The 20,813-nt window shown below is 56.2% G+C and carries 23 protein-coding genes and 1 tRNA gene; 23 read left to right on the top strand and 1 reads right to left on the bottom strand.

The genetic code is table 11. The features are described from left to right. Positions 1–33: 33 nt before the first annotated feature. The 8 genes from ACSQ8R_RS23045 (at position 34) to ACSQ8R_RS23010 (ending at position 4,445) form a co-directional block, all read left to right on the top strand. A complete protein-coding gene (locus tag ACSQ8R_RS23045) occupies positions 34–468 on the top strand; it encodes a DUF2948 family protein (RefSeq protein WP_436255713.1) in 435 nt (144 codons plus the stop codon). A 67-nt stretch (positions 469–535) separates the two neighbouring features. Beyond that, positions 536–1,849 carry a histidinol dehydrogenase gene (hisD, locus tag ACSQ8R_RS23040; RefSeq protein WP_436255712.1) on the top strand — a complete coding sequence of 438 codons (1,314 nt, stop codon included), beginning with the start codon at positions 536–538 and terminating at the stop codon, positions 1,847–1,849. Between the two features lie 3 nt (positions 1,850–1,852). Then, positions 1,853–2,326 (top strand): UPF0262 family protein, encoded by a 474-nt coding sequence (locus tag ACSQ8R_RS23035; protein WP_436255711.1) that lies wholly within the window; start codon positions 1,853–1,855, stop codon positions 2,324–2,326. A 2-nt stretch (positions 2,327–2,328) separates the two neighbouring features. Beyond that, positions 2,329–2,820 carry a low molecular weight phosphatase family protein gene (locus ACSQ8R_RS23030; RefSeq protein ID WP_436255710.1) on the top strand — a complete coding sequence of 164 codons (492 nt, stop codon included), beginning with the start codon at positions 2,329–2,331 and terminating at the stop codon, positions 2,818–2,820. Positions 2,821–2,973: 153 nt separating this feature from the next. After that, complete coding sequence (gene infA, locus ACSQ8R_RS23025; RefSeq protein ID WP_004435948.1) at positions 2,974–3,192, top strand: translation initiation factor IF-1; 219 nt, start codon at positions 2,974–2,976, stop codon at positions 3,190–3,192. Between the two features lie 24 nt (positions 3,193–3,216). Next, a complete protein-coding gene (locus ACSQ8R_RS23020; RefSeq protein WP_436255709.1) occupies positions 3,217–3,837 on the top strand; it encodes a Maf-like protein in 621 nt (206 codons plus the stop codon). A 146-nt stretch (positions 3,838–3,983) separates the two neighbouring features. Continuing rightward, complete coding sequence (yacG, locus tag ACSQ8R_RS23015) at positions 3,984–4,193, top strand: DNA gyrase inhibitor YacG (protein WP_436255708.1); 210 nt, start codon at positions 3,984–3,986, stop codon at positions 4,191–4,193. A 176-nt stretch (positions 4,194–4,369) separates the two neighbouring features. Beyond that, positions 4,370–4,445 (top strand) — tRNA-Phe (locus ACSQ8R_RS23010). 221 nt (positions 4,446–4,666) lie between these two features. Here the strand turns inward: ACSQ8R_RS23010 and ACSQ8R_RS23005 are convergent. Continuing rightward, positions 4,667–5,008 carry a hypothetical protein gene (locus ACSQ8R_RS23005; RefSeq protein WP_436255707.1) on the bottom strand — a complete coding sequence of 114 codons (342 nt, stop codon included), beginning with the start codon at positions 5,006–5,008 and terminating at the stop codon, positions 4,667–4,669. A gap of 573 nt (positions 5,009–5,581) precedes the next feature. On the opposite strand from ACSQ8R_RS23005, the gene ACSQ8R_RS23000 reads away from it, so the two are divergent. The 15 genes from ACSQ8R_RS23000 to ACSQ8R_RS22930 all read left to right on the top strand — a co-directional run bounded on the left by ACSQ8R_RS23000 (position 5,582) and on the right by ACSQ8R_RS22930 (position 20,536). After that, complete coding sequence (locus ACSQ8R_RS23000; RefSeq protein WP_436255706.1) at positions 5,582–5,860, top strand: hypothetical protein; 279 nt, start codon at positions 5,582–5,584, stop codon at positions 5,858–5,860. 366 nt (positions 5,861–6,226) lie between these two features. Beyond that, a complete protein-coding gene (locus ACSQ8R_RS22995; protein ID WP_436255705.1) occupies positions 6,227–7,099 on the top strand; it encodes a sialate O-acetylesterase in 873 nt (290 codons plus the stop codon). A gap of 396 nt (positions 7,100–7,495) precedes the next feature. Next, positions 7,496–9,409, top strand: coding sequence for an acyltransferase family protein (locus ACSQ8R_RS22990; RefSeq protein WP_436255704.1), 1,914 nt, complete (start codon positions 7,496–7,498; stop codon positions 9,407–9,409). A 201-nt stretch (positions 9,410–9,610) separates the two neighbouring features. Then, complete coding sequence (locus tag ACSQ8R_RS22985) at positions 9,611–11,392, top strand: ABC transporter ATP-binding protein (RefSeq protein ID WP_436255703.1); 1,782 nt, start codon at positions 9,611–9,613, stop codon at positions 11,390–11,392. Between the two features lie 294 nt (positions 11,393–11,686). Further along, positions 11,687–12,667 carry an NAD-dependent 4,6-dehydratase LegB gene (locus ACSQ8R_RS22980; protein ID WP_436255702.1) on the top strand — a complete coding sequence of 327 codons (981 nt, stop codon included), beginning with the start codon at positions 11,687–11,689 and terminating at the stop codon, positions 12,665–12,667. Next, complete coding sequence (locus tag ACSQ8R_RS22975; RefSeq protein ID WP_105423322.1) at positions 12,660–13,373, top strand: nucleotidyltransferase family protein; 714 nt, start codon at positions 12,660–12,662, stop codon at positions 13,371–13,373. Before ACSQ8R_RS22980 ends, ACSQ8R_RS22975 begins: the two co-directional genes overlap by 8 nt. Then, positions 13,366–14,208 carry an NAD-dependent epimerase/dehydratase family protein gene (locus ACSQ8R_RS22970; protein ID WP_436255701.1) on the top strand — a complete coding sequence of 281 codons (843 nt, stop codon included), beginning with the start codon at positions 13,366–13,368 and terminating at the stop codon, positions 14,206–14,208. The genes ACSQ8R_RS22975 and ACSQ8R_RS22970 overlap by 8 nt, the downstream gene beginning before the upstream one ends. Position 14,209: 1 nt before the next feature. Continuing rightward, positions 14,210–15,280 carry a radical SAM/SPASM domain-containing protein gene (locus ACSQ8R_RS22965; RefSeq protein ID WP_046607353.1) on the top strand — a complete coding sequence of 357 codons (1,071 nt, stop codon included), beginning with the start codon at positions 14,210–14,212 and terminating at the stop codon, positions 15,278–15,280. A gap of 10 nt (positions 15,281–15,290) precedes the next feature. Beyond that, the gene (locus ACSQ8R_RS22960) at positions 15,291–15,845 is read left to right on the top strand and encodes an acyltransferase (RefSeq protein WP_436255700.1); all 555 of its coding nucleotides are present in this window, start codon (positions 15,291–15,293) and stop codon (positions 15,843–15,845) included. Positions 15,846–15,848: 3 nt separating this feature from the next. Continuing rightward, positions 15,849–16,865: an N-acetylneuraminate synthase family protein gene (locus tag ACSQ8R_RS22955; protein WP_436255699.1), complete on the top strand. Its 1,017-nt coding sequence runs from the start codon at positions 15,849–15,851 to the stop codon at positions 16,863–16,865. Continuing rightward, the gene (locus ACSQ8R_RS22950; RefSeq protein ID WP_436255698.1) at positions 16,862–17,539 is read left to right on the top strand and encodes a cytidylyltransferase domain-containing protein; all 678 of its coding nucleotides are present in this window, start codon (positions 16,862–16,864) and stop codon (positions 17,537–17,539) included. Before ACSQ8R_RS22955 ends, ACSQ8R_RS22950 begins: the two co-directional genes overlap by 4 nt. An 80-nt stretch (positions 17,540–17,619) precedes the next feature. Further along, the gene (locus ACSQ8R_RS22945) at positions 17,620–18,489 is read left to right on the top strand and encodes a PseG/SpsG family protein (protein ID WP_436255697.1); all 870 of its coding nucleotides are present in this window, start codon (positions 17,620–17,622) and stop codon (positions 18,487–18,489) included. Further along, complete coding sequence (locus tag ACSQ8R_RS22940) at positions 18,486–19,187, top strand: WbqC family protein (protein WP_436257253.1); 702 nt, start codon at positions 18,486–18,488, stop codon at positions 19,185–19,187. The genes ACSQ8R_RS22945 and ACSQ8R_RS22940 overlap by 4 nt, the downstream gene beginning before the upstream one ends. Next, positions 19,184–19,816, top strand: a complete 633-nt coding sequence (locus ACSQ8R_RS22935; protein WP_255737722.1) for a PIG-L deacetylase family protein — start codon at positions 19,184–19,186, stop codon at positions 19,814–19,816. Before ACSQ8R_RS22940 ends, ACSQ8R_RS22935 begins: the two co-directional genes overlap by 4 nt. A gap of 330 nt (positions 19,817–20,146) precedes the next feature. Next, a complete protein-coding gene (locus ACSQ8R_RS22930; RefSeq protein WP_436255696.1) occupies positions 20,147–20,536 on the top strand; it encodes a hypothetical protein in 390 nt (129 codons plus the stop codon). Positions 20,537–20,813 lie beyond the last annotated feature (277 nt).

The following is a 20,813-nucleotide window of genomic DNA, read 5'->3' as shown; positions in this document are numbered from 1 at the left end:
TGAACGCGCGCCTCTGGATGGATATTGGAAGCGATGACCGACTTGAAGCTGCTGGCCCTCGATACGGACGACCTGGGTGTGATTTCCGCCCATATGCAGGATGCGGTCTTCAAGGTGGGGGACGTGCGCTGGTCGCAGCCCGAGCGGAATTTCTCGCTTGCTGCCAACCGTTTCGTCTGGGAAAACGCCGGCGAGAAAAAACGTAAAAGCTTCGAACGCCGCCGTGCGGCGATCGTTTTCAAGCGGGTCGAGGCGGTGCGCTCGACCGGCGTCAATCGCGGCCGCACGGACGAGGTCCTGTCACTGCTGGCAATCACCTTCTCGCAGAAGGGTGACGGGCCGGAAGGAACGATCGAACTGGTCCTTTCCGGCAAATCGACGATTGCGCTCGATGTCGAATGTATCGAAGTTGCTCTTGCGGATGTCGGCGGCGCATGGGAAACGGCGTCTAAGCCCCGTCATCCCTGATCTGGCCCCTTTGCCCCAGTGGTCCGACCGGGATAACATCGTTTTTTGAGCTGGAAGGGATATCCGCTTGGCAATCTGGCTGGATCAGGCGTCGCAGGACTTTGAGGCGAAGTTTTCCGCATTTCTCTCCACCAAGCGGGAGGTCTCGGAAGATGTGAATGTGGTGGTGCGGGCCATCATCGATGATGTGCGCGCCCGCGGCGATCAGGCGCTGATCGATTATTCCGCCCGTTTCGACGGGATCGACCTCGCCAAGGCCGGGATCAGGGTCACCGAAGCCGAAATCGACGCCGCACTTGCCGCGACCGACCGGAAGGTCATGGATGCCCTGAACCTCGCCGCCGAGCGCATCGAACGCCACCATGCCCGCCAGATGCCGAAGGACGATATCTACGAGGACGCGATCGGCGTCGGCCTGGGGTCCCGCTGGACTGCGATCGAAGCGGTCGGGCTCTATGTTCCGGGCGGCACTGCTAGCTATCCGAGTTCGGTCCTCATGAATGCCGTGCCGGCAAGGGTCGCCGGCGTGCCGCGCGTGGTCATGGTCGTGCCGGCGAACGGCGGCAAGATCAACCCGGCCGTGCTCGCCGCTGCCCGCATCGCTGGCGTCACCGAAATCTACCGCATCGGCGGCGCCCAGGCTGTGGCGGCGCTTGCCTACGGCACCGAAACCATCGCCCCGGTCGCCAAGATCGTCGGCCCCGGAAACGCCTATGTGGCGGCGGCCAAGCGGCATGTCTTCGGCACTGTCGGCATCGACATGATCGCCGGCCCCTCGGAAGTCCTCGTCATCGCCGACGGCGAGAACGATCCGGACTGGCTGGCGGCCGACCTGCTCGCCCAGGCCGAACACGATGCCGGCGCCCAGTCGATCCTCGTCACCGACGATGCCGGGCTCGGCCACGCGGTGGAGGCGGCCGTCGTGCGCCAGCTGAAGACGCTGTCGCGCTCGCAGACCGCTGCCGCGAGCTGGCGCGATTTCGGCGCGATCATCCTGGTGCCGGACCTCACAGCCGCCTTGCCGCTCGCCAACCGCATCGCCGCCGAGCACTTGGAGCTCGCCGTTGCCGATCCCGACACGCTATTGCCCGGCATCCGCAATGCCGGCGCGATCTTCATCGGCCGCCATACGCCGGAGGTGATCGGCGATTATGTCGGCGGTTCCAACCACGTGCTGCCGACGGCACGCTCAGCCCGTTTCTCCTCCGGCCTTTCCGTCCTCGATTTCGTCAAGCGCACCTCGATCCTCCGGCTCGGCCCCGACCAGCTTCGCCAGCTTGCGCCCGCGGCGATCACGCTTGCCCATTCCGAAGGGCTCGATGCCCATGCCCGGTCCGTCGCCATCCGCCTGAACGGGCTCCCTCTCGACGACGAGGGTTGACGGATGGGGGCGGCGGTCTACCGGCTCTACGACGTCGTTCTGGACGACTCGATCGGGCGCTCGACGCCCGATGTGGAGCACGAGCGGGCGGTCGCCATCTTCGACCTCGTCGAGGAGAACTCGTTCGAACCGCTGGGCCATGCCGGCGGCCCTTACAAGTTGAAGCTGTCGCTGGTCGATAGCAAGCTTGTACTTGGCATCACCACGGACAAGGACGAGCAGGTCGCGACCCATATCCTGTCGCTGACCCCCTTCCGGCGGATCATCAAGGACTATTTCATGATCTGCGAAAGCTATTACGAGGCGATCCGCTCCTCGACGCCGAGCCGCATCGAGGCGATCGACATGGGCCGGCGCGGTGTCCACAACGAGGGCTCGCAGACCCTGATGGACCGGCTGGACGGCAAGATCCGCGTCGATTTCGATACCGCCCGGCGGCTCTTCACGCTGGTCTGCGTGCTCTACTGGCGCGGCTGAGCATGGAGGCAGAACGCGCCCCGGAGACGAAGATCGAGACGAAGGCCAAAAAACCGGGCGCCATTCTTTTCATGTGTGGCTTCAACGTCATCCGGTCGCCGATGGCGGAGGCCATTGCAAAGCGGCTGCTGCCACCCGATATCTACATCCAGTCGGCGGGCGTGCGCTCCGGCGAACGTGATCCCTTCGTGGATGTGGTGCTGGAGGAAGTCGGGCTGTCGATCGACCGTCATCAGCCGCGCACGCTGGAGGAGCTCGAGGACGATTTTTTCGACCTGATCGTTACGCTGACGCCGGAAGCCCACCATGCCGCACTGGAACTGACCCGTTCAAATGCCGTGGATGTGGTCTACTGGCCGACCATGGACCCGACCGCTGCAACGGGCACCCGCGACCAGCTGCTGGATGCTTATCGCGAGGTTCGCGATCACCTCTGGCGGCTGATCGAGGAGCGTCTTTGGGGCACCAGCCGGCATCCGGCCGAGACCGCCTGAAACCTCCCGCAGGGGGCCGCCTGAAACGACATTGAGAATAGCGCGCAAGCGAGGTTCACAAAGCGGACATGATTGTGTAGTTTCCGCGCAAATTTCCGGGCGGGCGCGAAACGCGTTGCCGACCCAAACCCAACACAGGAAGAAAAACTATAGATGGCTAAAGAAGAAGTCCTCGAATTCCCGGGCGTCGTGACCGAACTCCTGCCCAACGCGACGTTCCGTGTGAAGCTCGAAAACGAACACGAGATCATTGCCCACACCGCCGGCCGCATGCGCAAGAACCGCATCCGCGTTCTCGCCGGCGACAAGGTGCTTGTCGAAATGACGCCCTACGACCTGACCAAGGGCCGCATCACCTACCGCTTCAAGTAACCTTATCATCCGCGGCGGGCTCTCATGGCGCTGGAACAAAAGCTGATACTGGCCTCCGGTTCTCCGCGCCGTCTCGACCTTCTCAACCAGGCCGGCATTACGCCGGCACGGCTGATGCCGATGGATATCGACGAGACGCCGAAGAAATCCGAACATCCGCGCTCGCTCGCCCGCCGGCTTTCGACCGAAAAGGCGCAGGCGGCGCTCGGCGCCATCCGCAACGACCCGGCCTGGCGGCACAGCTATATCCTGTCGGCGGATACGGTGGTCGCCGTCGGCCGCCGCATTCTCGAAAAGACCGAATACACGCAGGAAGCCTCATCCGCCCTGCACCTGCTCTCCGGGCGCGGCCACTGGGTCTATACCGGCATCTGCCTGATCACCCCCGGCGGCCAGTTCCGCCAGAAGGTTGTTCAGACCAAGGTTCGCTTCAAGCGGCTTTCCACCCGCGAAATCGAGAGCTACATCGCGTCAGGCCAATGGCGCGGTAAGGCGGGTGCCTACGCAATCCAGGGCATTGCCGGATCCTTCGTCCAGAAGCTCGTCGGCTCCTACACCAATGTCGTCGGCCTACCGCTGTTCGAAGTGACCGGGCTTCTGGCCGGCGAAGGTTTCGACGTGGCGGCCGCCTGGCCTGAGGGTTGACATTGCGGGCTGATATCGGAGGGCCGGCAGGCCGCTCCAGCGAGGCGATATCGGGCAGCCCGAAACATGCCTCCATCCGCTTCCAAGGCCTCCCTCGCCTCTTGAAAGCTATTTCGTGCCAGAATACAAAATAGGAGTGTTAAACGATGGCGTCCGAACCCATCAAGACCGGCGGCAAGGTCGAGCCGCTCAGGAAGACGAGGCCCTGCCCGGAATGCGGCAAGCCATCCTCCCGCGAAAACTATCCTTTCTGCTCCGACCGCTGCCGCACGCTTGACCTGTCGCGCTGGCTGACGGGCTCCTATGCCATTCCGGTGGCTGACGACGAAGCAAAGGCCGAAGGCTCGGACGACTGAGCCACGAATCGAGCTAGGCAGGGTGTCTGTTTTTATTCAGGAAATTACGATTTTCGCAAACCTGTCAAAAAAGTCGGTTCTGGTGCTGGACATGGCCGAACAAGATGTTATAACCCCGCTCGCTCCGGGGGAAACGCCCCCGCCGGTCCCGACCGGAAGGCTTCATAGGCCTCGATGCCCGGATAGCTCAGTTGGTAGAGCAGCGGATTGAAAATCCGCGTGTCGGTGGTTCAAATCCGCCTCCGGGCACCATTCTAAGCCTTTAATACCGTTGGTATATTTCATTAGATCAGTATTTTCTAATAAATCCGGACTTGACAGATTTATTCGCCGGGATTGACAATTTTTGTTTTTCTGTTGTTCAGGTCAGTTCCGAAGTCGACCATGACCGCAGCCGTTTGCTTGGTCCGCTCGGCGCGCATGGAGTAGTGTTTTGTCATCGCTTCGATCGCGTGGCCTAGTCGCGGCCCATTTCAGCGAGGATCGTCCCCCACGGTGTGCCCCAAGCCCTTCAAGGTGAGGCCGGATTGGATCTTGCCTTCCTCCTGCAGTTTCTTCTTGAACTTGTTCCCAATTGGTGCCGAGCCGCTATCGGTCCACGACTTGCCACGACTGTTGGCGCAAAGCGCGGTCGCATCCTGCGCCGACTGAAGCGCCAAGGGCCTATTGGACGGGCTAAAGTACGGGTGGGTAAACCGGCTGCCGGTCCTCTGGCGCCGTGTGTCGAAACCTTTTTCCGAGACGACCGTGCGCGGCAGTGCGAGGGCGTATTGAGAGTCGAGGCCATAGAACATCATGAGGCTGATCGGAACCATGTGATTTCGCAGGGCAGAAAGAACCGCCTCTCGCTCGGTGCCAGTCCGTGGCCGGGTTTGCAGCGGCTAGATATTTGGGCCGTTTGGCCAGGCTGACATGCTGGACGGGGTTTTCTTTTACGAACCCGTACTCCATCCCCCAGCTGAACAGCAGGGACAGGACAGCGCGAACATCGTTGGCGAAACTAAACTTGTGCGCAGCCTCGGCTTTGTCGCAGATCTTCACACGAAGCCCCGCGTGAATTTCTGCAGTGCCGTATCCTCGATCGGCTGAAACGCGTCGAAAACCTTCTGGTAGTCGGCGCGGTTGCGCGGCGCTCTCTTCTGAAAGCGAGGCTGGCGCGGTACCTTTTGAGCATGCCGAACGTGCCAGGTTTGGCTTCGTGGCCTTGTGCACCTCGTTGATGCGATGAACTTCCATGTCGAAGGCGAGAATGTATTGCCACCGTCTCAGGACAGCCATCCGGCACGACCCTGCGGTGGCGTGTTAAAACCTTCAACAAGAATGTCGACGTCTCTGGCGCCGTTTTGCAGTTGACTTAGATCATGGCACCAAGGGTTTTCGGGAATGCGATGATCGTTGGCGAAGTGCCGACGCTAGATCACTTCAAGCTGGCTTTCGATGCTGTCGCAAAGCAGCGGCAATACGACAATCGCCTCACCATCGTCAGCTATGAGGGTCGCACAAAGCCGCTATGGGCCGCCGAGACGGTGGCCTACATCGCTTGGCGCGATGGCGCCTTGGACTACATGTTTGACGAACTCGCGGCGGTCGAGGCGGCGAGATCGCGCCGCCGGCGATTGAAAGTTCATCGGCCCCATCACGCCGATCGTCTGGCCGAAATGATCTAAGAGGAGCCCGCAGTGCGAGGGCCTGCGTCGGTCCGCCGTGATACAGGCCCTCAACCCGACGCAGAAGAAACAGGTTCAAAAAGAAGAGGGCTCCCGCGTTTCTCCCGTTCGAGGCCTCAACAGTCTCTTGGGGGCGGGAACATCGCAGATAACCTGACATAGCGCATCCTCCATTCAGGATAGACCTTTTTGGCGTAGCGTCCCGCCGCTGCCTGATCTCGCCACTGCGGCGGCCGAGGAAAAGGTCGGCATCTTCCCTCGCGGATTATTTTTGGGGTGCTGTGGATTGTACTGGTCTTCTGCTTGAAATCGTTGCTGGGATATGCTGATGGAGGTTGATGCATCTTCCGCCCTGGAGCAGTAGAATTGTCAAAAAAGTGGTCGTCTATATTGCGGTGGACCGATCGTTACCCGCGGTTTAGCTCACTCGTTCGTAAACTGGACCCACGCCACCTCACATATCCGAATGTCGCTATTTTTGGAGCGGACCCCGTCCTTGACCTGACAGGCCGGGTTGAAGTTCCGGTCGGGACGATCGACAATCGTACTGCCATCATCGTCTTTATTGGGCAATCTCTCAGCGTCAACAACGTCCCGACGCCATATGTGCCGGCCAATTCGGCTATTGACCAACTGAACATCTATGACGGGAAGCTGTACCAAGCCAAAGACCCGTTGCTTGGCATCAACGTAAGTGGCGGCCCCGTCACAGAAAAGCGCGGGACGTGGATGCTTGCCATGGCCGATAAGCTCATTATCGATGGACACTTCGACCGCGTTATCATTGTACCGATGGCTGTCGGGAACACCCGTGCGGACCAGTGGGCAAGCTCCACCTCTGCTCCATACCTGTTCAACAACATCAATGTCGTCGGCCTCAGGCTCCGCGACCTTGGCTTGCCCTGCACTGCAATCATGTGGGGACAAGGGGAAAGCGACACAATCGCCGGCACCTCACAGGCAGCCTACACGGCAGCCTTGAACAAGGTCATTGCAGAGTTCAATCGGGCGATCCCTGGCTGCCCGTTCTTTGTCGCCGAGGAAGCCTATTATTATGGCAAGACCAGTCCGGCAGTCCTTGCCGCGCAGGCAAGCGTCGTCAACGGCACGACGGTATTCGCAGGCGAGAATGTTGAACTGATCGGTCCTTCCGGTCGCTATGACAATACCCATTTGAACGAAGCCGGCGCCCTCCAGCGAGCCTCGCTGGCTGTCGCTGCGCTCATGGCCGCTCTCTAGACCCAGCCTCATCAGAGGAACTCGACATGGACCGCCCATTTGCCGCGGGGCCTTTGCTACGCTCACTGAATGGCAGCTCCGCAAGATCAGCAAAAGCAAGTCTGCGAGGAAGAACCTGCTCAACGCCATTGTAGCAATCGCTGGTGTCCACACGCCACATGAGCTTGCGCACGTCCTGGCGCAGGTCATGCACGAAAGCGGCGGCTTGATCTACGATCGCGAGGTCTGAGACCCCCTGGCCATCTCCGCACCACTGGCGTCTTTGTCATTTCGTCGCAGTGGGTCAGCGGGTTAAGAGAGCCTCAGCCGTGTCTGTCATTGTGGCCTTTGGTGATGATCCTCTATAAGAGCTTGCGCGTGTAGCTGGGATGTCTGTGATTTCGGAAAGGATAGCGGTTGAGATATCGGCCAGAGATCGACGGCCTCCGAGCGATTGCGGTGGTTCCCGTAATATTGTTTCACGCTGGCCTCAGCTGGTTCAGCGGGGGTTTTGTTGGTGTCGATGTTTTCTTTGTCATCAGCGGTTATCTGATAACCGGGATCATCATGAAAGAGATCGGCTCCGGCAACTTTTCGTTTGCAAGGTTCTACGAGCGCAGGTTTCGCAGGATCGTGCCCGCGTTCACGGTTGTCCTGCTTTTTTGCATGATACTGTCGTGGGTTTTCTTGCTGCCAGCGGAACTGGTTTCTTTTTATTGGAGCGTCATTTACTCGTTCGTCTTTTCAGCAAATATATTTTTTCGAGGAGAGGCGGGGTACTTTGCCACGGCTTCCGAATTAAAGCCCTTGCTCCATGTGTGGAGCCTGTCGGTGGAAGAGCAATTCTATTTGGCGTTCCCGATTGCGCTGGTGTTGCTGTCTAGATCTGGACGGCAGAAAGTTCTGATATTTTTAGCCATCGTGACTTTGGTCAGCCTATACTACGCAGAGCTTCGCAATACGTCCCGGCCTCAGGCGGCATTCTTCCTTGTCGAATATCGCGCATGGGAATTGGCGTTGGGTGCCTTTACTGCGGTCATATTCGCGGAGGGCCCCAGACCTGGGGGAGGCCTGACGAAAGAAGCATTTTGCTGGGCAGGGCTGTCGCTAATTGTTTTGTCGGTTTTCTATTTCGATCATTCGACGCCTTTTCCTGGGCTTTGGGCACTGATCCCCACATTGGGCTCTGCCCTCATTCTCGTCTTCGCTGACGAAGCGACGTACTTCGGCCGGATGATGCGCTCCAAGTACCTCGTCATGGTCGGTAGATCGAGCTATGGCGCATACCTTTGGCACAACCCGATCTTCGTCTTTACTCGTTACTTCTACGAAAATGACGCTGGTCTTCCAGTGATGATGATCATGGCGAGCGTGTCGATAGTTCTTGGCTTTCTATCCGCACAATTCATCGAACGGCCTTTCCGAGACGCACGGCGCATTCCGTTCGCTACTTTGGTGTGGAGCACGGGTGTCCCACTGCTGATCATCCTTGCCGTTAGCGTTCTCGGGGTTTGGAAGAGCGGTTTCTATGAGCGGTATTCACCAGATCAGGTCGCACTGTTGCGCGAGGGCGAAACGTCCTACAGAGACAATTTTAGGAGCTACGATCTTGGTCGTTGTTTCATCGACTACGAGCAAAGCGTCGACACTCTTTTCGCCAACAAATGCGTGTCGGAGTCCTCAAAAAGACGGGTGATCGTCTTCGGGGATTCCAAAGCGGCACATTGGATGACGGGTGTTCGCAAGGTTTTTGGAAGCGAGGACTTCGCTGTACAGCAGTGGACTGGAACGAGCTGCAGAGCTGTTGACTACGCAAAGAATCCCGACCGGTGTAAGGTTTTCTATCGCGCGTTCGTGGAAAAGATTGCTCCACAGATCAGGCCAGGGGACATCGTCGTCGTGTCATCTCGCTGGATCGGCGTCGTAATTGATGGTGGTGCCGAGTCCTTCGTCGGATCTGTCCGCGCGCTTTTCGATGTTCTCAAGGCCACGAACGCGGAAGTCATCGTTATAGGAGAGACCCCGGAGTACCCCCTCCCTCCGCAATCCCTCATGGTGAGGCAAGGCCTCAAGAACACTGGAGAGGTGTATCTGAAGGCATATGATCTCGCCGCCGCAAACCAGATCCTTGCGGCAGAAGCTCAAAGATATGGCTTTAACTTTCGCGACCCGGCGGCCTACCTCTGCAAGAGGGATCCCGAGCTACGCTGCATGGTTGCGCGCGACGGTGCATCCTATTACTTCGATGGGGGCCATTTGTCACCGCTTGGTTCGATGACGCTGTTCGAGGATTTCGCGCTTTCGGGAGAGCGAAGAAAAGCATTCCCCTGATCGAGGACCGCAAACTCTCTCCCGATGATGAGGCTGCCCCGAGGGTCACAAAGGTGAAGCCTGGTCGCTGATTTTGGTCGAAATCCGCGCCCCAGTTGGAGCGTGTGTTTCCGCAACCGGCCGGACCATCTGTTCAAACGCATGCTGAACCACTATAGCGATCCGCAGCCTACAACGATGGCAGGAACAGGAAGTTAATTCTTGAAGATTTCAAAAAGCAACAGGAACGCGCTCGATAGCGACACCATTGTACGTGTTCTTAAGCGCATCGTGGCCGAAAATGGTCGTGACCACGTCATGGGATATAGCTTCGCGATCGCCTGTCTGGTCGCGGTAGCGCTTTCTACTGCCTTCACCGCCTGGATCATGCGCGTCATTATCGACGAAGCATTCGCCAACAAACGCGCAGAGGTGGTTGGGGTCATATGCTTGTCGATTTTTCTCGCGTTTGTTCTTCGTGGATTCGCAAGTTACGGACAGGCTGTGGCTCTATCGAAAATAGGAAACAACATCGTTGCTCGCTATCAAAAGCGAGTTTACGCGCATCTCATGACTTTGTCGGTCAGCTTCTATAATGAGAATAGATCAGCGCAACTGGCTGCTCAGGTCAATCAAAATATCGGCGGCATCCGCGACGTCATGAACCTGACAGTCACTTCAGTCGCTCGCGATCTGCTCACATTCATTTCGCTTGTCGGCGTCATGATCTATCAGGATCCGCTTCTTAGCCTGATCGTCTTTGTGGCGGCACCATTGCTTGTCTTTGGTCTAAGGCACCTTTCACTGCGGCTTAGGCAAGCAACAAAGGAGGCCATCCAACTTAACAGTCGCGCCTTCGGTGTGATGCAGGAGACTATTCAAGGCATTCCCATCGTAAAGGCATTTACTATGGAGCGTGAACTTGAAAAGAAGCTGAATGAGATTATTGACCATTCAGAACGCCGGGCAAACAAGATTGCCAGGCTTTCCGAACGCAATGCACCTATGACGGAGAGTTTTGCGGGTATTGCTGTGGCAGGGGTGCTTGCATACGCCGCATATCGTTCCATCTTTTACAATGTCCCTCCAGGCGCATTCTTCTCCTTTGTGACCGCGCTGCTGCTCGCATATGATCCCGTCCGACGCCTTGCCAAGCTACAGGTTTATCTCGAGCGAGCGGCGGTCAACGCCAGAATGCTCTACGACATCCTTGATATGCAGCCCAACCAGCGCGACCTTCCCGATGCGGTGCCGCTACGAACCACGGAAGCAAGAATCGAATTCCGAAATGTTGATTTTGCTTACGGTGGCCATCCGGTGCTGAAGAATATCAGCTTTGTTGCGGAAGGCGGAAAAACAACCGCACTCGTCGGGCCTTCTGGCGCGGGCAAGTCGACCATCATTAATCTGATCCCGCGGTTTTATGATCCCACAGGGGGGCAGATCTTCATCGATGAACAGGATATTGCTCATATAACGAAGGACTCGCTGAGGCGACATCTGGCCTACGTCTCACAACAACCTTACCTTTTTGAAGGCTCTATCCGCGACAACATTCGTTACGGCCGTCCCGATGCAACGGATGCCGAAGTGGAGATCGCGGCCGAGCTTGCCTACGCCCACGATTTCATAATGGCCAAGCCATCAGGCTACGACACGCCTGTAGGTGAGAACGGCGTCACCCTTTCAGGCGGAGAACGCCAACGCCTTTCCATTGCCCGAGCCCTCGTTCGCAATGCTCCCATTCTTTTGCTGGACGAGGCAACCTCCGCACTCGACACGGAGTCCGAAGCCGCTGTTCAGATGGCTCTTGACAGAGCAATGACCGGGCGCACGGTTGTTGTGATAGCGCATCGACTTTCCACGATCGTTCAAGCGGATAAGATCGTCGTCATGCAACAAGGTAACGTCGTTGAGCAAGGCACTCATGAGACCTTGGTTCAGGTCAAGGACGGCCTTTACGCCCGATTGAACAACCTTCAGCAGCCTTTGCGCGGGGGCTAAGCGAAGTCTCCAAAGGTTCGTCGCAGTCAAGGCGGTCGTTTCCATCATTGAACGTTGGCGCCTTCAATCGCTCGCTTCTCTTCGTCGTTCCCGCGGCTACGTCGCATCATCGTATGAGGAAAGGCACTTCCCTCTTTGGCGAGGGAAAAAACCAATTGTCAGTCGGCTATCGTATCAAATCGATGCAGACGACCATTTGGTCTAGTCGCTCTTGAACGATCAGACGCGGCACGATAGAAGCGACCCCAGCTGAGGGATACCCTTTTCGGCCGGATATATTATGCTGAGGATATTATGAAAAAGGTCCTGGTGACGGGTGCCGACGGTTTCATCGGGTCTCATCTCGTAGAATCGCTGGTGAAGACGGGCGTAAGCGTTCGTGCGCTTTGCCAGTATAATTCGTCCTCAAGCTGGGGCTGGTTGGATGGATCCCAATATGCGGGAAACTTCGAAGCCGTTCTCGGCGATGTGCGCGACCCCGCGCAAATGCGCTCGATCGCAAAGGGCGTCGATACGATCTTTCATCTCGCTGCGCTGATCGCAATCCCTTACTCATATCAGGCTCCGTCCAGCTACGTCGATACCAACATTCACGGCACGCTGAATGTGCTTCAAGGCGCTCTCGATGCCGGCGTGGAATGCTTCGTTCAGACTTCGACCAGCGAGGTCTACGGAACGGCGCTCTCTGTTCCAATAAATGAAAGCCACCCTCTGCAGGCACAGTCGCCATATTCGGCGACCAAAATTGCATCCGACGCTTTGGCTTTTAGCTTCCATTCGAGCTTCAGTCTGCCTGTGGTCATCGCCCGTCCATTCAATACCTTTGGGCCAAGGCAATCAGCCAGGGCGGTCATCCCCACCGTCATCACCCAGCTTCTGAACGGACAACGATCTATAAAATTGGGCTCCGTCGCCCCAACACGCGATTTCAACTATGTTCAGGACACGTGCGACGCATTCATCGCCCTGGCCAAGGCTCCTGAAGCGATCGGCAAGACTGTCAATATCGGTTCCGGCTGCGAGATTTCCGTTCTGGATACGGTCCATCTCATTGCCCGTCTCATCGATACACCAGTCAACATTCAGTGCGACGAACAGAGACTTCGCCCCGCCAACAGCGAGGTTGAGCGGCTTCTCTGCGACAACAGCCTCATTCGCTCGCTCACTGGCTTCATGCCAAGCTATTCGCTGGAAGAGGGGCTGCGAACAACCATAAAATGGATGCGCGACCCGATCAATCTGAGCAGGTACAAGGCAACTCGATACAATGTCTAGGCGAGCAGTAATTCTGGCGGGCGGCCAAGGTACGCGGCTAAGGCCCTACACCGTGGTCCTGCCTAAGCCTTTGATGCCGATTGGCGAATATCCCATTCTTGAAGTCATCGTTCGCCAACTGATCAGTGCCGGCTTCACCCACATCACTATGGCTGTGAATCATCAGGCCGAGATCATCAAGGCTTTCTTCCAAGACGGTGCGAAGTGGGGTGTTCGGATTGATTATTCCCTGGAAGATCGGCCCTTGGGCACAATGGGTGCACTAAACCTCATTCGCGATCTGCCCGACAATTTTTTGGTGATGAACGGTGATATCCTGACCGACCTGGATTTCGCGGCGTTTCACGACAGCCATGTGCGAAGAGGCGACATATTCACGATCTCCGCCAAGAACCGCGAACACCGCATCGATTACGGAGTTTTGGACACGGACCAGCAAGGCATGCTGTGCGGCTTCCGCGAGAAGCCAGTGGCCAATTATCAGGTCAGCATGGGCGTCTATATGCTCTCGTCGAGAGCGATCGCACATTTTCCCTCCGAAGGAGCCTACGGCTTCGATCAGCTGATGCTCGATCTTCTTGCCGCAAAAAAGCCCGCCTATGTTCGACCTTTCGACGGATATTGGCTGGATATTGGCAGACCTGATGATTACGCCCTTGCCATCGAGGAGTTCGAATCGATGCGACACAAATTTTTGAATGACTGACGCGGTTGTCACCGGCGCGGGCGGTTTCATAGGCCGGAACCTGATCCAGGCGCTTGAGAACCAAGGCACCGCAACCCTCGCCCTCGATCGGACACACGACGTATCCGATCCGGCGATGTGGCGCGATCTGCCGCCGGCGTCGGTGCTGTTTCACCTGGCTGGCAGAAGCTATGTGCCCGACAGTTGGACCAATGCCTCTTCCTTCCTTGCGACGAATGTCGTCGGGACGCAGAATGCACTTGAATGGTGTAAGCGTCACGGTGCTCGCATGGTATTTGCCAGCGCCTACGTTTATGGCGTTCCCGCTCGCTTGCCAATCCGGGAAAGTGACCCGGTCAACCCTAACAATCCTTACGCAGTCTCTAAAAGGTTCGCCGAACAACTGTGCGAATTCGCGGCCATCCACGAGGATGTACCTGTTACCGCGCTGAGGATATTCAACGTTTACGGCCCAGGGCAAAGGCCTGAGTTCTTGATCCCTATGCTTATCTCGCAGATAAGCTCGAGGTCGTCAGTCAATGTAATGGACCTTACGCCTCGACGGGACTTCGTTTACATCGATGATGTCGTCGATGCATTCATCGCTGCCCTACAGGCTCCAGACGGCTATAACTGTCTAAACATCGGGTCCGGCATATCCCTGTCGGTGCAAGATATAATCGATGTCATTCAGGAGGTCTGCGGAACAAGCCTCCCAGTAAGTTCGTCTTGCGCGGCTAGGCGGAATGAGATACTTGACGTGCGCGCTGACATAGGATGCGCAGAGAAGATGATTGCATGGCGCCCGAAGTGGGATTTTTCAGCTGGCATCAAGGCTATGATAGCGGAGCGTTAGATTGACGGAGCGCAACGTCCCGATCAATAAAGGCAACTATTCCATGGATACCGACGAGCGCGAAGCCGCGTTCGAGAAGTATCGAGGCGAAGGTTGGGAAACTGAATACGCGCTCTATCGCAAAAGATGGGCGGAGTATGCCAAGAACCAGGAGGTTTCCGAATATCCTCTTCTGGTTGACTTGGAGCTTGCATCAATCTGCAACCTCCGTTGCCCAATGTGCTACACCATCAGCGACGAATTCAAGAAAAGTGTCAACACGACGCGAATGGATTGGGATCTATATCGCCGTATCATCGATGAAATCGGCGGCAAGGTTCCAGCAATTCGCTTGTCGTTGCGTGGCGAAGCGACCCTTCATCAGCGGTTTGCAGACTGTGTCCGCTATGCCAAGGACCACGGGATCAAAGAAGTTTCGACCCTTACCCACGGCTTCAAGCTCAACCGTAAATACTTCGAGCAGATCGTCGATGCCGGTATCGACTGGATCACAATCTCCATCGATGGGACCGGGCAGACCTACGAAAACATCCGTAAGCCGATCAAGTTCAACGATCTGCTTGAGAAGGTCAAGGGCATCAAGGCCTATAAGGAGGAGCGCGGTCTCAACCGGCCTGTGATCAAGGTACAGGGCATATGGCCTGCTATCAGGGAAAATCCCGATCTCTATTACGAAACGTTTGCGCCCTACGTGGATCTTGTTGCCTTCAACCCGTTGATTGACTATCTCGGAAACGATACCGACGTCGCGTACCTGGACAATTTTACCTGCCCCCAGCAGTATCAGCGCCTCGTCATTGGTGCCGATGGGCTCGTCATGAAGTGCTCGAATGACGAGGAAAACCGCGAGGTGATTGGCAACGCAAAAGACCAGACGGTGCATGAAATCTGGCACAGCGAAAAGATGAACGCAGTCCGAGCGCTCCACAAAGAACCTCAGGGCTTTTTGAAGAGCGAAGTCTGCAGGCGTTGTTATCTTCCGCGCCTGACCAGTGATGAATCTGCCGAGATTGGCGGACGGAAGGTAGTTGTTCACAACTACGTAAATCGCAGTCAAGAAATCGGGATGTGAGGTTTTGACAATGGTGGATCGCGCCTCGTATCGAAACAGGGGCGGTCTCTTTCAAAGGATAGTCTCATTCTACAAAGAGAAACGCTATCTTTCGAAGTGCGGCACTGACTTCGTGTGCAAGCCGAGCGCCGAGTTCCGTCTCGTGGACCATGCGGTCCTTGAAGTCGGCGACGGGGTCACAATTCAAGACTATTGCTTCTTCCAATTAACAATGCCACATCCCCACGTTGTCATTGGGAGCAATTCTGTTATTGGCCGCCGTAATATTATAACCGCAAAGAACCGCATAGAGATTGGCCGAAACGTTCTCATCGGATCAGACGTGCAAATAATCGATCACAGCCATGGGATTGCGCGCAACCGCCTCATTCGCGAACAGCAGGCGGAGATTGGCCAAGTCGTCATAGGAGACGATGCGTGGATCGGCGCGGGAGCCAAGATACTGATGAACAGTCGCGTTGGCAAAGGAGCCGTCATCGGGGCGAACGCGGTCGTAAGAGGGGAAATTCCTGACTATGCGATCGCTGTAGGTGTTCCCGCAAAGGTCGTGAAATACAGGGAGTAGCCGATGTTCCGCAACTATCGCACCGATCGAACGTATATCATTGCTGAAATCGGGGGTAATTTTACAACCGCCGAGCAGGCTGTGCGTCTGATCGATGAGGCCAAGGCCACGGGGGTTGATGCAGTTAAGCTCCAGACCTATCGGGCTCGAACGCTATCAACGCGCGGGGCTATGTTTGACATGGAAAACACGGGGGTCACGTCCCAGTTCGAGTTGTTCCAGCGCTACGAGGTCGATGAAAGCCTTCATGAAGAGGTGTTCAGATATGCGGAAGCACAGGGGCTTGATTGGTTCTCCTCTCCCTCTCATCAGTCTGACGTCGATCTGCTAGAGAGATGCGGCGTCGGCGCGCACAAGGTGGGTTCCGACGATGCCGTGAACCTTCCGCTCCTCCGCTACCTTGCCAATACCGGTAAGCCGATCATTCTATCGACCGGTATGTGCACCTTGGACGAGGTTCGTGATTCGGTTGCCGCCATCAAAGCCCAAAGCGATAGCCGGATTATCCTGCTACACGCTATTACGAGCTATCCAACCCATCCCGAGAACGTCAACCTCGGCGCTATGCAGTCGCTGATGCGGGAATTTCCCGGCTTGGATGTCGGCTACTCCGACCACACTCTGACGCCCGTTGCCTGTCTCTGTGCCGTTGCCATGGGTGCTCGAGCCATCGAGCGCCATTTCACCTACGATAAGAACGCAGACGGTCCTGACCATATGCTCTCGGCGGATCCAGAGGAAATGAAGTGGTTGGTAGATGCCATTCGCGCCTTTGAAGTCATGCGAGGATCAGGTGTCAAAGAACCCGCCGCAAGCGAGCGAGTGACCCGTATCAACAACAGGAAGAGTATCGTGTTGGAACGCGATTTGAAGGCTGGCGATGTGATCTCGGAAGCGGACATTGCGGTCAAGCGTCCAGGCACCGGCATTTATCCGAAACACTTTGAAGAAGTGATCGGCCGGCGGGTTGCTGTCGACCTTAAGGCCGATGCGGTATTGCAGTGGAGTAATCTTGCTTGAAATTGGGAGTGATCATTCAAGCGCGAATGGGGTCAACGCGGCTACCTGGAAAGGTCTTAACCGACATCGGAGGGAAACCCCTGCTGTCTCACGTTATCGGACGGCTGGCGACGATGCGAAACGAGGCGAAGAGCGTTGTTGCGACCTCAACAGCCTCCGAAAATGACTCCATTGAAGCTTGGTGTGTAAGCCACGAGGTGGCGGTTTTTCGGGGGGATGAACTCGATGTTCTCGATCGGTACTATCGATGCGCAATAGCTTTCGGTTTCGACAATGTTATCCGCCTGACAGCCGACAACCCGTTTACGGATATTGAGGAACTAGATCGTTTAATCGACTTCCACCTTGATGGAGCCTATGATTACACCCACGCGTTCGGCCAGCTTCCGATAGGCGTCGGGGCAGAAATCTTCACTTTCGCGGCTCTTGAACGGAGCCATCGCCAAGGGCACATGCCCCACCACCGAGAGCATGTGAACGAATATTTCACCGACCATCCGAAATATTTCAGAATAGCAGAACTGCCGATACCGGTGGCGAAGAGAGCGCCTGCCCTTCGCCTCACCGTGGACACCTATGCTGACTGGGAACGTGCCGACAACCTCGTGAAAAAATCCTCCCAGAAATGGCTAGGCACTGAAGAAGCGATCCGTTTATGTTCGTATTCTGCATAGAGAGTTCCCATACGCGGGGCTTAGGCCATCTCTATCGGTCCCTAACCTTAGCTGATGAGTTGGCAGGCAGAGGTAGGAGTGTGTGTTTCGCTTTAAACCGCCACGAAGCCTCACACGATATCGTTAAAGCGCGCGGCTTCGCTGTTTATGGGTATGATTTATACGCCGAAGCCGGAAGCTGGGAACTCGAACTTATTCGCTCCCTTGGTTCTGCTACGATCTGGGTCAATGACCGCTTGAACACGCCGGTTGCACATGCCAAGGCTGTAGTAGCGGCAGGTCTCAAGCTCGTAACGTTTGACGATAGGGGGGACGGCGCGGCATTTGCCGATCTGAATATATCAGCATTGGTATTTGAGGATATTGCCGGGCTCAAGGGTAAGGATGTCCGGAGTGGTGTTGAGTTTATGATCCTCAATCCCGAGATCGAATTATATAGGCGGCACCGCGGCAGCTTGACCTCGATATTGGTAACCATGGGCGGCGCTGACACTTATGGCGTTACGATAAAGGTGGCTCAATGGCTTCGCGACAATGCGATGCATGCTACGATTGTCACCGGTCCGGCGTTTCAACATAAAGATGAACTCGACACCATCCTCAAGGGTAACACCGAAGGTTCCTTAACTCATCGAGGTGCTGTTGCCTCCCTTGCGCAGGAAATGGCGAGCCATGACATCGCTATAACGGGCGGGGGCGTGACGCCATTCGAGGCCTGCGCGGGCGGCCTTCCCTGCATTGTGATTGCCAATGAGGATTTTGAGATTCCGGTCGGAAGAGCGTTGGAAAAGCTAGGCTGCGCAAGATTTGCAGGCCACCACAGCACTTTTGATCTCGGCCCTGCTTTCGAGGGGTTGCCTATAGGAACAATGAGTCAGGCTGCACTCGACGCCGTGGATTTGGAAGGCGTGCGCCGAGTTGGCAGCCTAATCAGGGGGTTAGAGGCCTGATGCCAACGGCCGTCATCCATCAGCCGGACTTTGCGCCATATCTTGGATTCTTCCAACGATTTCAGCATGCCGATCTCTATGTTGTGCTCGACCACGTCCAGTTTGTTCACGGCACCAGCAAGAGCTGGACGCATCGTGACAAAATCAAGACAAATGAGGGAGAGCGTTGGCTGACGATCGGAATTCACAAACCTAAGTTTGGCACCCTGATCAATCAAGTGGAACTTCTCCCTGGTTTTGATTGGGCGGAGAAGAATCTGGCGCTGCTGAGGGAAAACTATCGAAAATGCCCAGGGTGGAACGAGGTATTTCCCATCGTCGAAAAACTCTATTCTGAGCGTTTCGACCTCCTCGTCGATTTTAACCTCAATTTTCTCAAAGGGATCATGGGAATGCTCGACATTCAAATCCCAATGGTCCGCTCCAGTTCGCTCGCGGTGGATGGGAGCAAGAACGAATTACTGATCAATCTTCTGCACGAGGTGGGCGCAAACCGCTATTTATCGGGGATTGGCGCGAGAGACTACATGCGACCTGACCTGTTCGAAGCTGCTGGTATAGAACTAGTCTGGCAAAAGTTCACTCACCCCGTCTATCGACAACCATTCGGCGACTTCATACCGTTTCTCAGCATTCTGGACCTCCTGTTGAATTGTGGTATTGCAGAATCCCGCGAAGTCCTAAGGAGCTGCAAATGAATGTTCTGGCGATTGGTGCCCATTTCGACGATGTTGAATTAGGTTGCGGCGGGGCTCTGGCTCGGCATACGGCACAGGGCGACACTGTCTACGTCTACGTGGCCACCGTATCCGGATTTTCCAATCAGTACGATCAGTCGGTACGCAGCAGCCAGGTCGCTCGTGCGGAAGCCGATGCGGCAATGGAGATTCTCGGCGTCGAAAAGATGTACTGCGGCGACTTCAAGACGCTGGAAATCGAGTTTGTCGATGAGCTCAACATCGAGATTCTCAAACTTGTCCAGGATTTGAAGATCGACCTGGTTTACACCCACTGGAGTGGTGACATTCATCACGACCACCAGGCTTTGTCGCGCGCTTCGCTCCACAGTTGCCGCCACGTTCCCCGGCTCCTCATGTATCGCAGCAACTGGTATCATTCGACGGTCGATTTCCGAGGCAATTTTTACGTGGATATCACACCTCATTGGGAGCAAAAAGAAGGCGCCATTCTCGCGCATGAGTCTGAAATGGAGCGTACGGGTCGCAAGTGGGTGAGCTTCTTCCGAAATGAGGCGGAAAATGCCGGCCAACGCATCGGGGTGCAATACGCTGAGGTATTCGAGGTTGTGAAATGGCTTCAGTCATGAAGCATGACAAGCGTCGATCGATTGCCGCTCTATTATCGTCTGCGTGAAAAATTGTGGCGGAACCGCGCATCCGACGACGGATAGTCGTTTATTTAGACTTAAGCGACAGGTTATAGGTCTGAGGAATGCTTGGAACCGACCGCCGGACTTCGTTCGACAGCATCATCAAAGGCGGAGATCCGACACTTCGATGCCGGCGGAAGCATGCTAATCTGCCACCCAGTCCCAATCCGGAAAAGTAACGAGCCAACCCAGGCACGGAACTTGTTAGGCTGCCGTTCATTTTAGCTCAGCTATTTTGGCTGATTACCGTTGCTAGGAGAGAAACAAATGAAAACGACAAAAAGTGGCTTGCTGGCGACCATATTGGCGTTGTTGACAAGCTTCGGCGTTCCATCTGCACCTGCCACAGCCCAAGGATTCGAATTTGAGTTCGGAGAACGGGGCGTTAGGGTCGAACGCCCCGATGACTATGACCGCCGATACTACCGCCGCGATGACTATGACCGCCGACACTATCGCCGCGATGATCGCCGCGACCGGCCAGGTTGCAGCCCACGGGCGGCGTTGTCCGCTGCCTCACGGCACCTGAATGACCCGTTCATCAACGCTGAGAACCGAAGCTACTATTATATTGGCGGGTACGGCAAGCGGGGCGGTGCCCGGGGGCGTGTCGATTCGGTGATCATCTCCAAGGCGCCTGGGTGCCCGCGCGTATAGTAGTGGGGTGTTCCGCCAGGGGCGGTAACGGATCAAGGCTAGCGGGCGCACAGCCGTCCGTTATCGGCACGGCATCGGTAGCTCGGGTAGAAAGGTTAGTCCGACCCTCGGCAAGGTCTTAAGCCCCGTCGGTCCTTGGGTCTGCCTGCGAAAAGCCACGAGCATCTGAATTAGCCCCAAGGGGCTTGATATCGTCACTCATGATGAACTGCCAATATATCAGAGTTGGGGTAATTTTGTTACAGGCAAACACTTTTGCTGCCTCACCAGCGAGAAG

Origin of the sequence: Neorhizobium sp. LjRoot104 (assembly GCF_964253725.1) — a bacterium.
Lineage (GTDB): Bacteria > Pseudomonadota > Alphaproteobacteria > Rhizobiales > Rhizobiaceae > Neorhizobium.
Note: the sequence above shows the minus strand (reverse complement) of the source record. Positions and strands in the feature narration are given on the sequence as shown.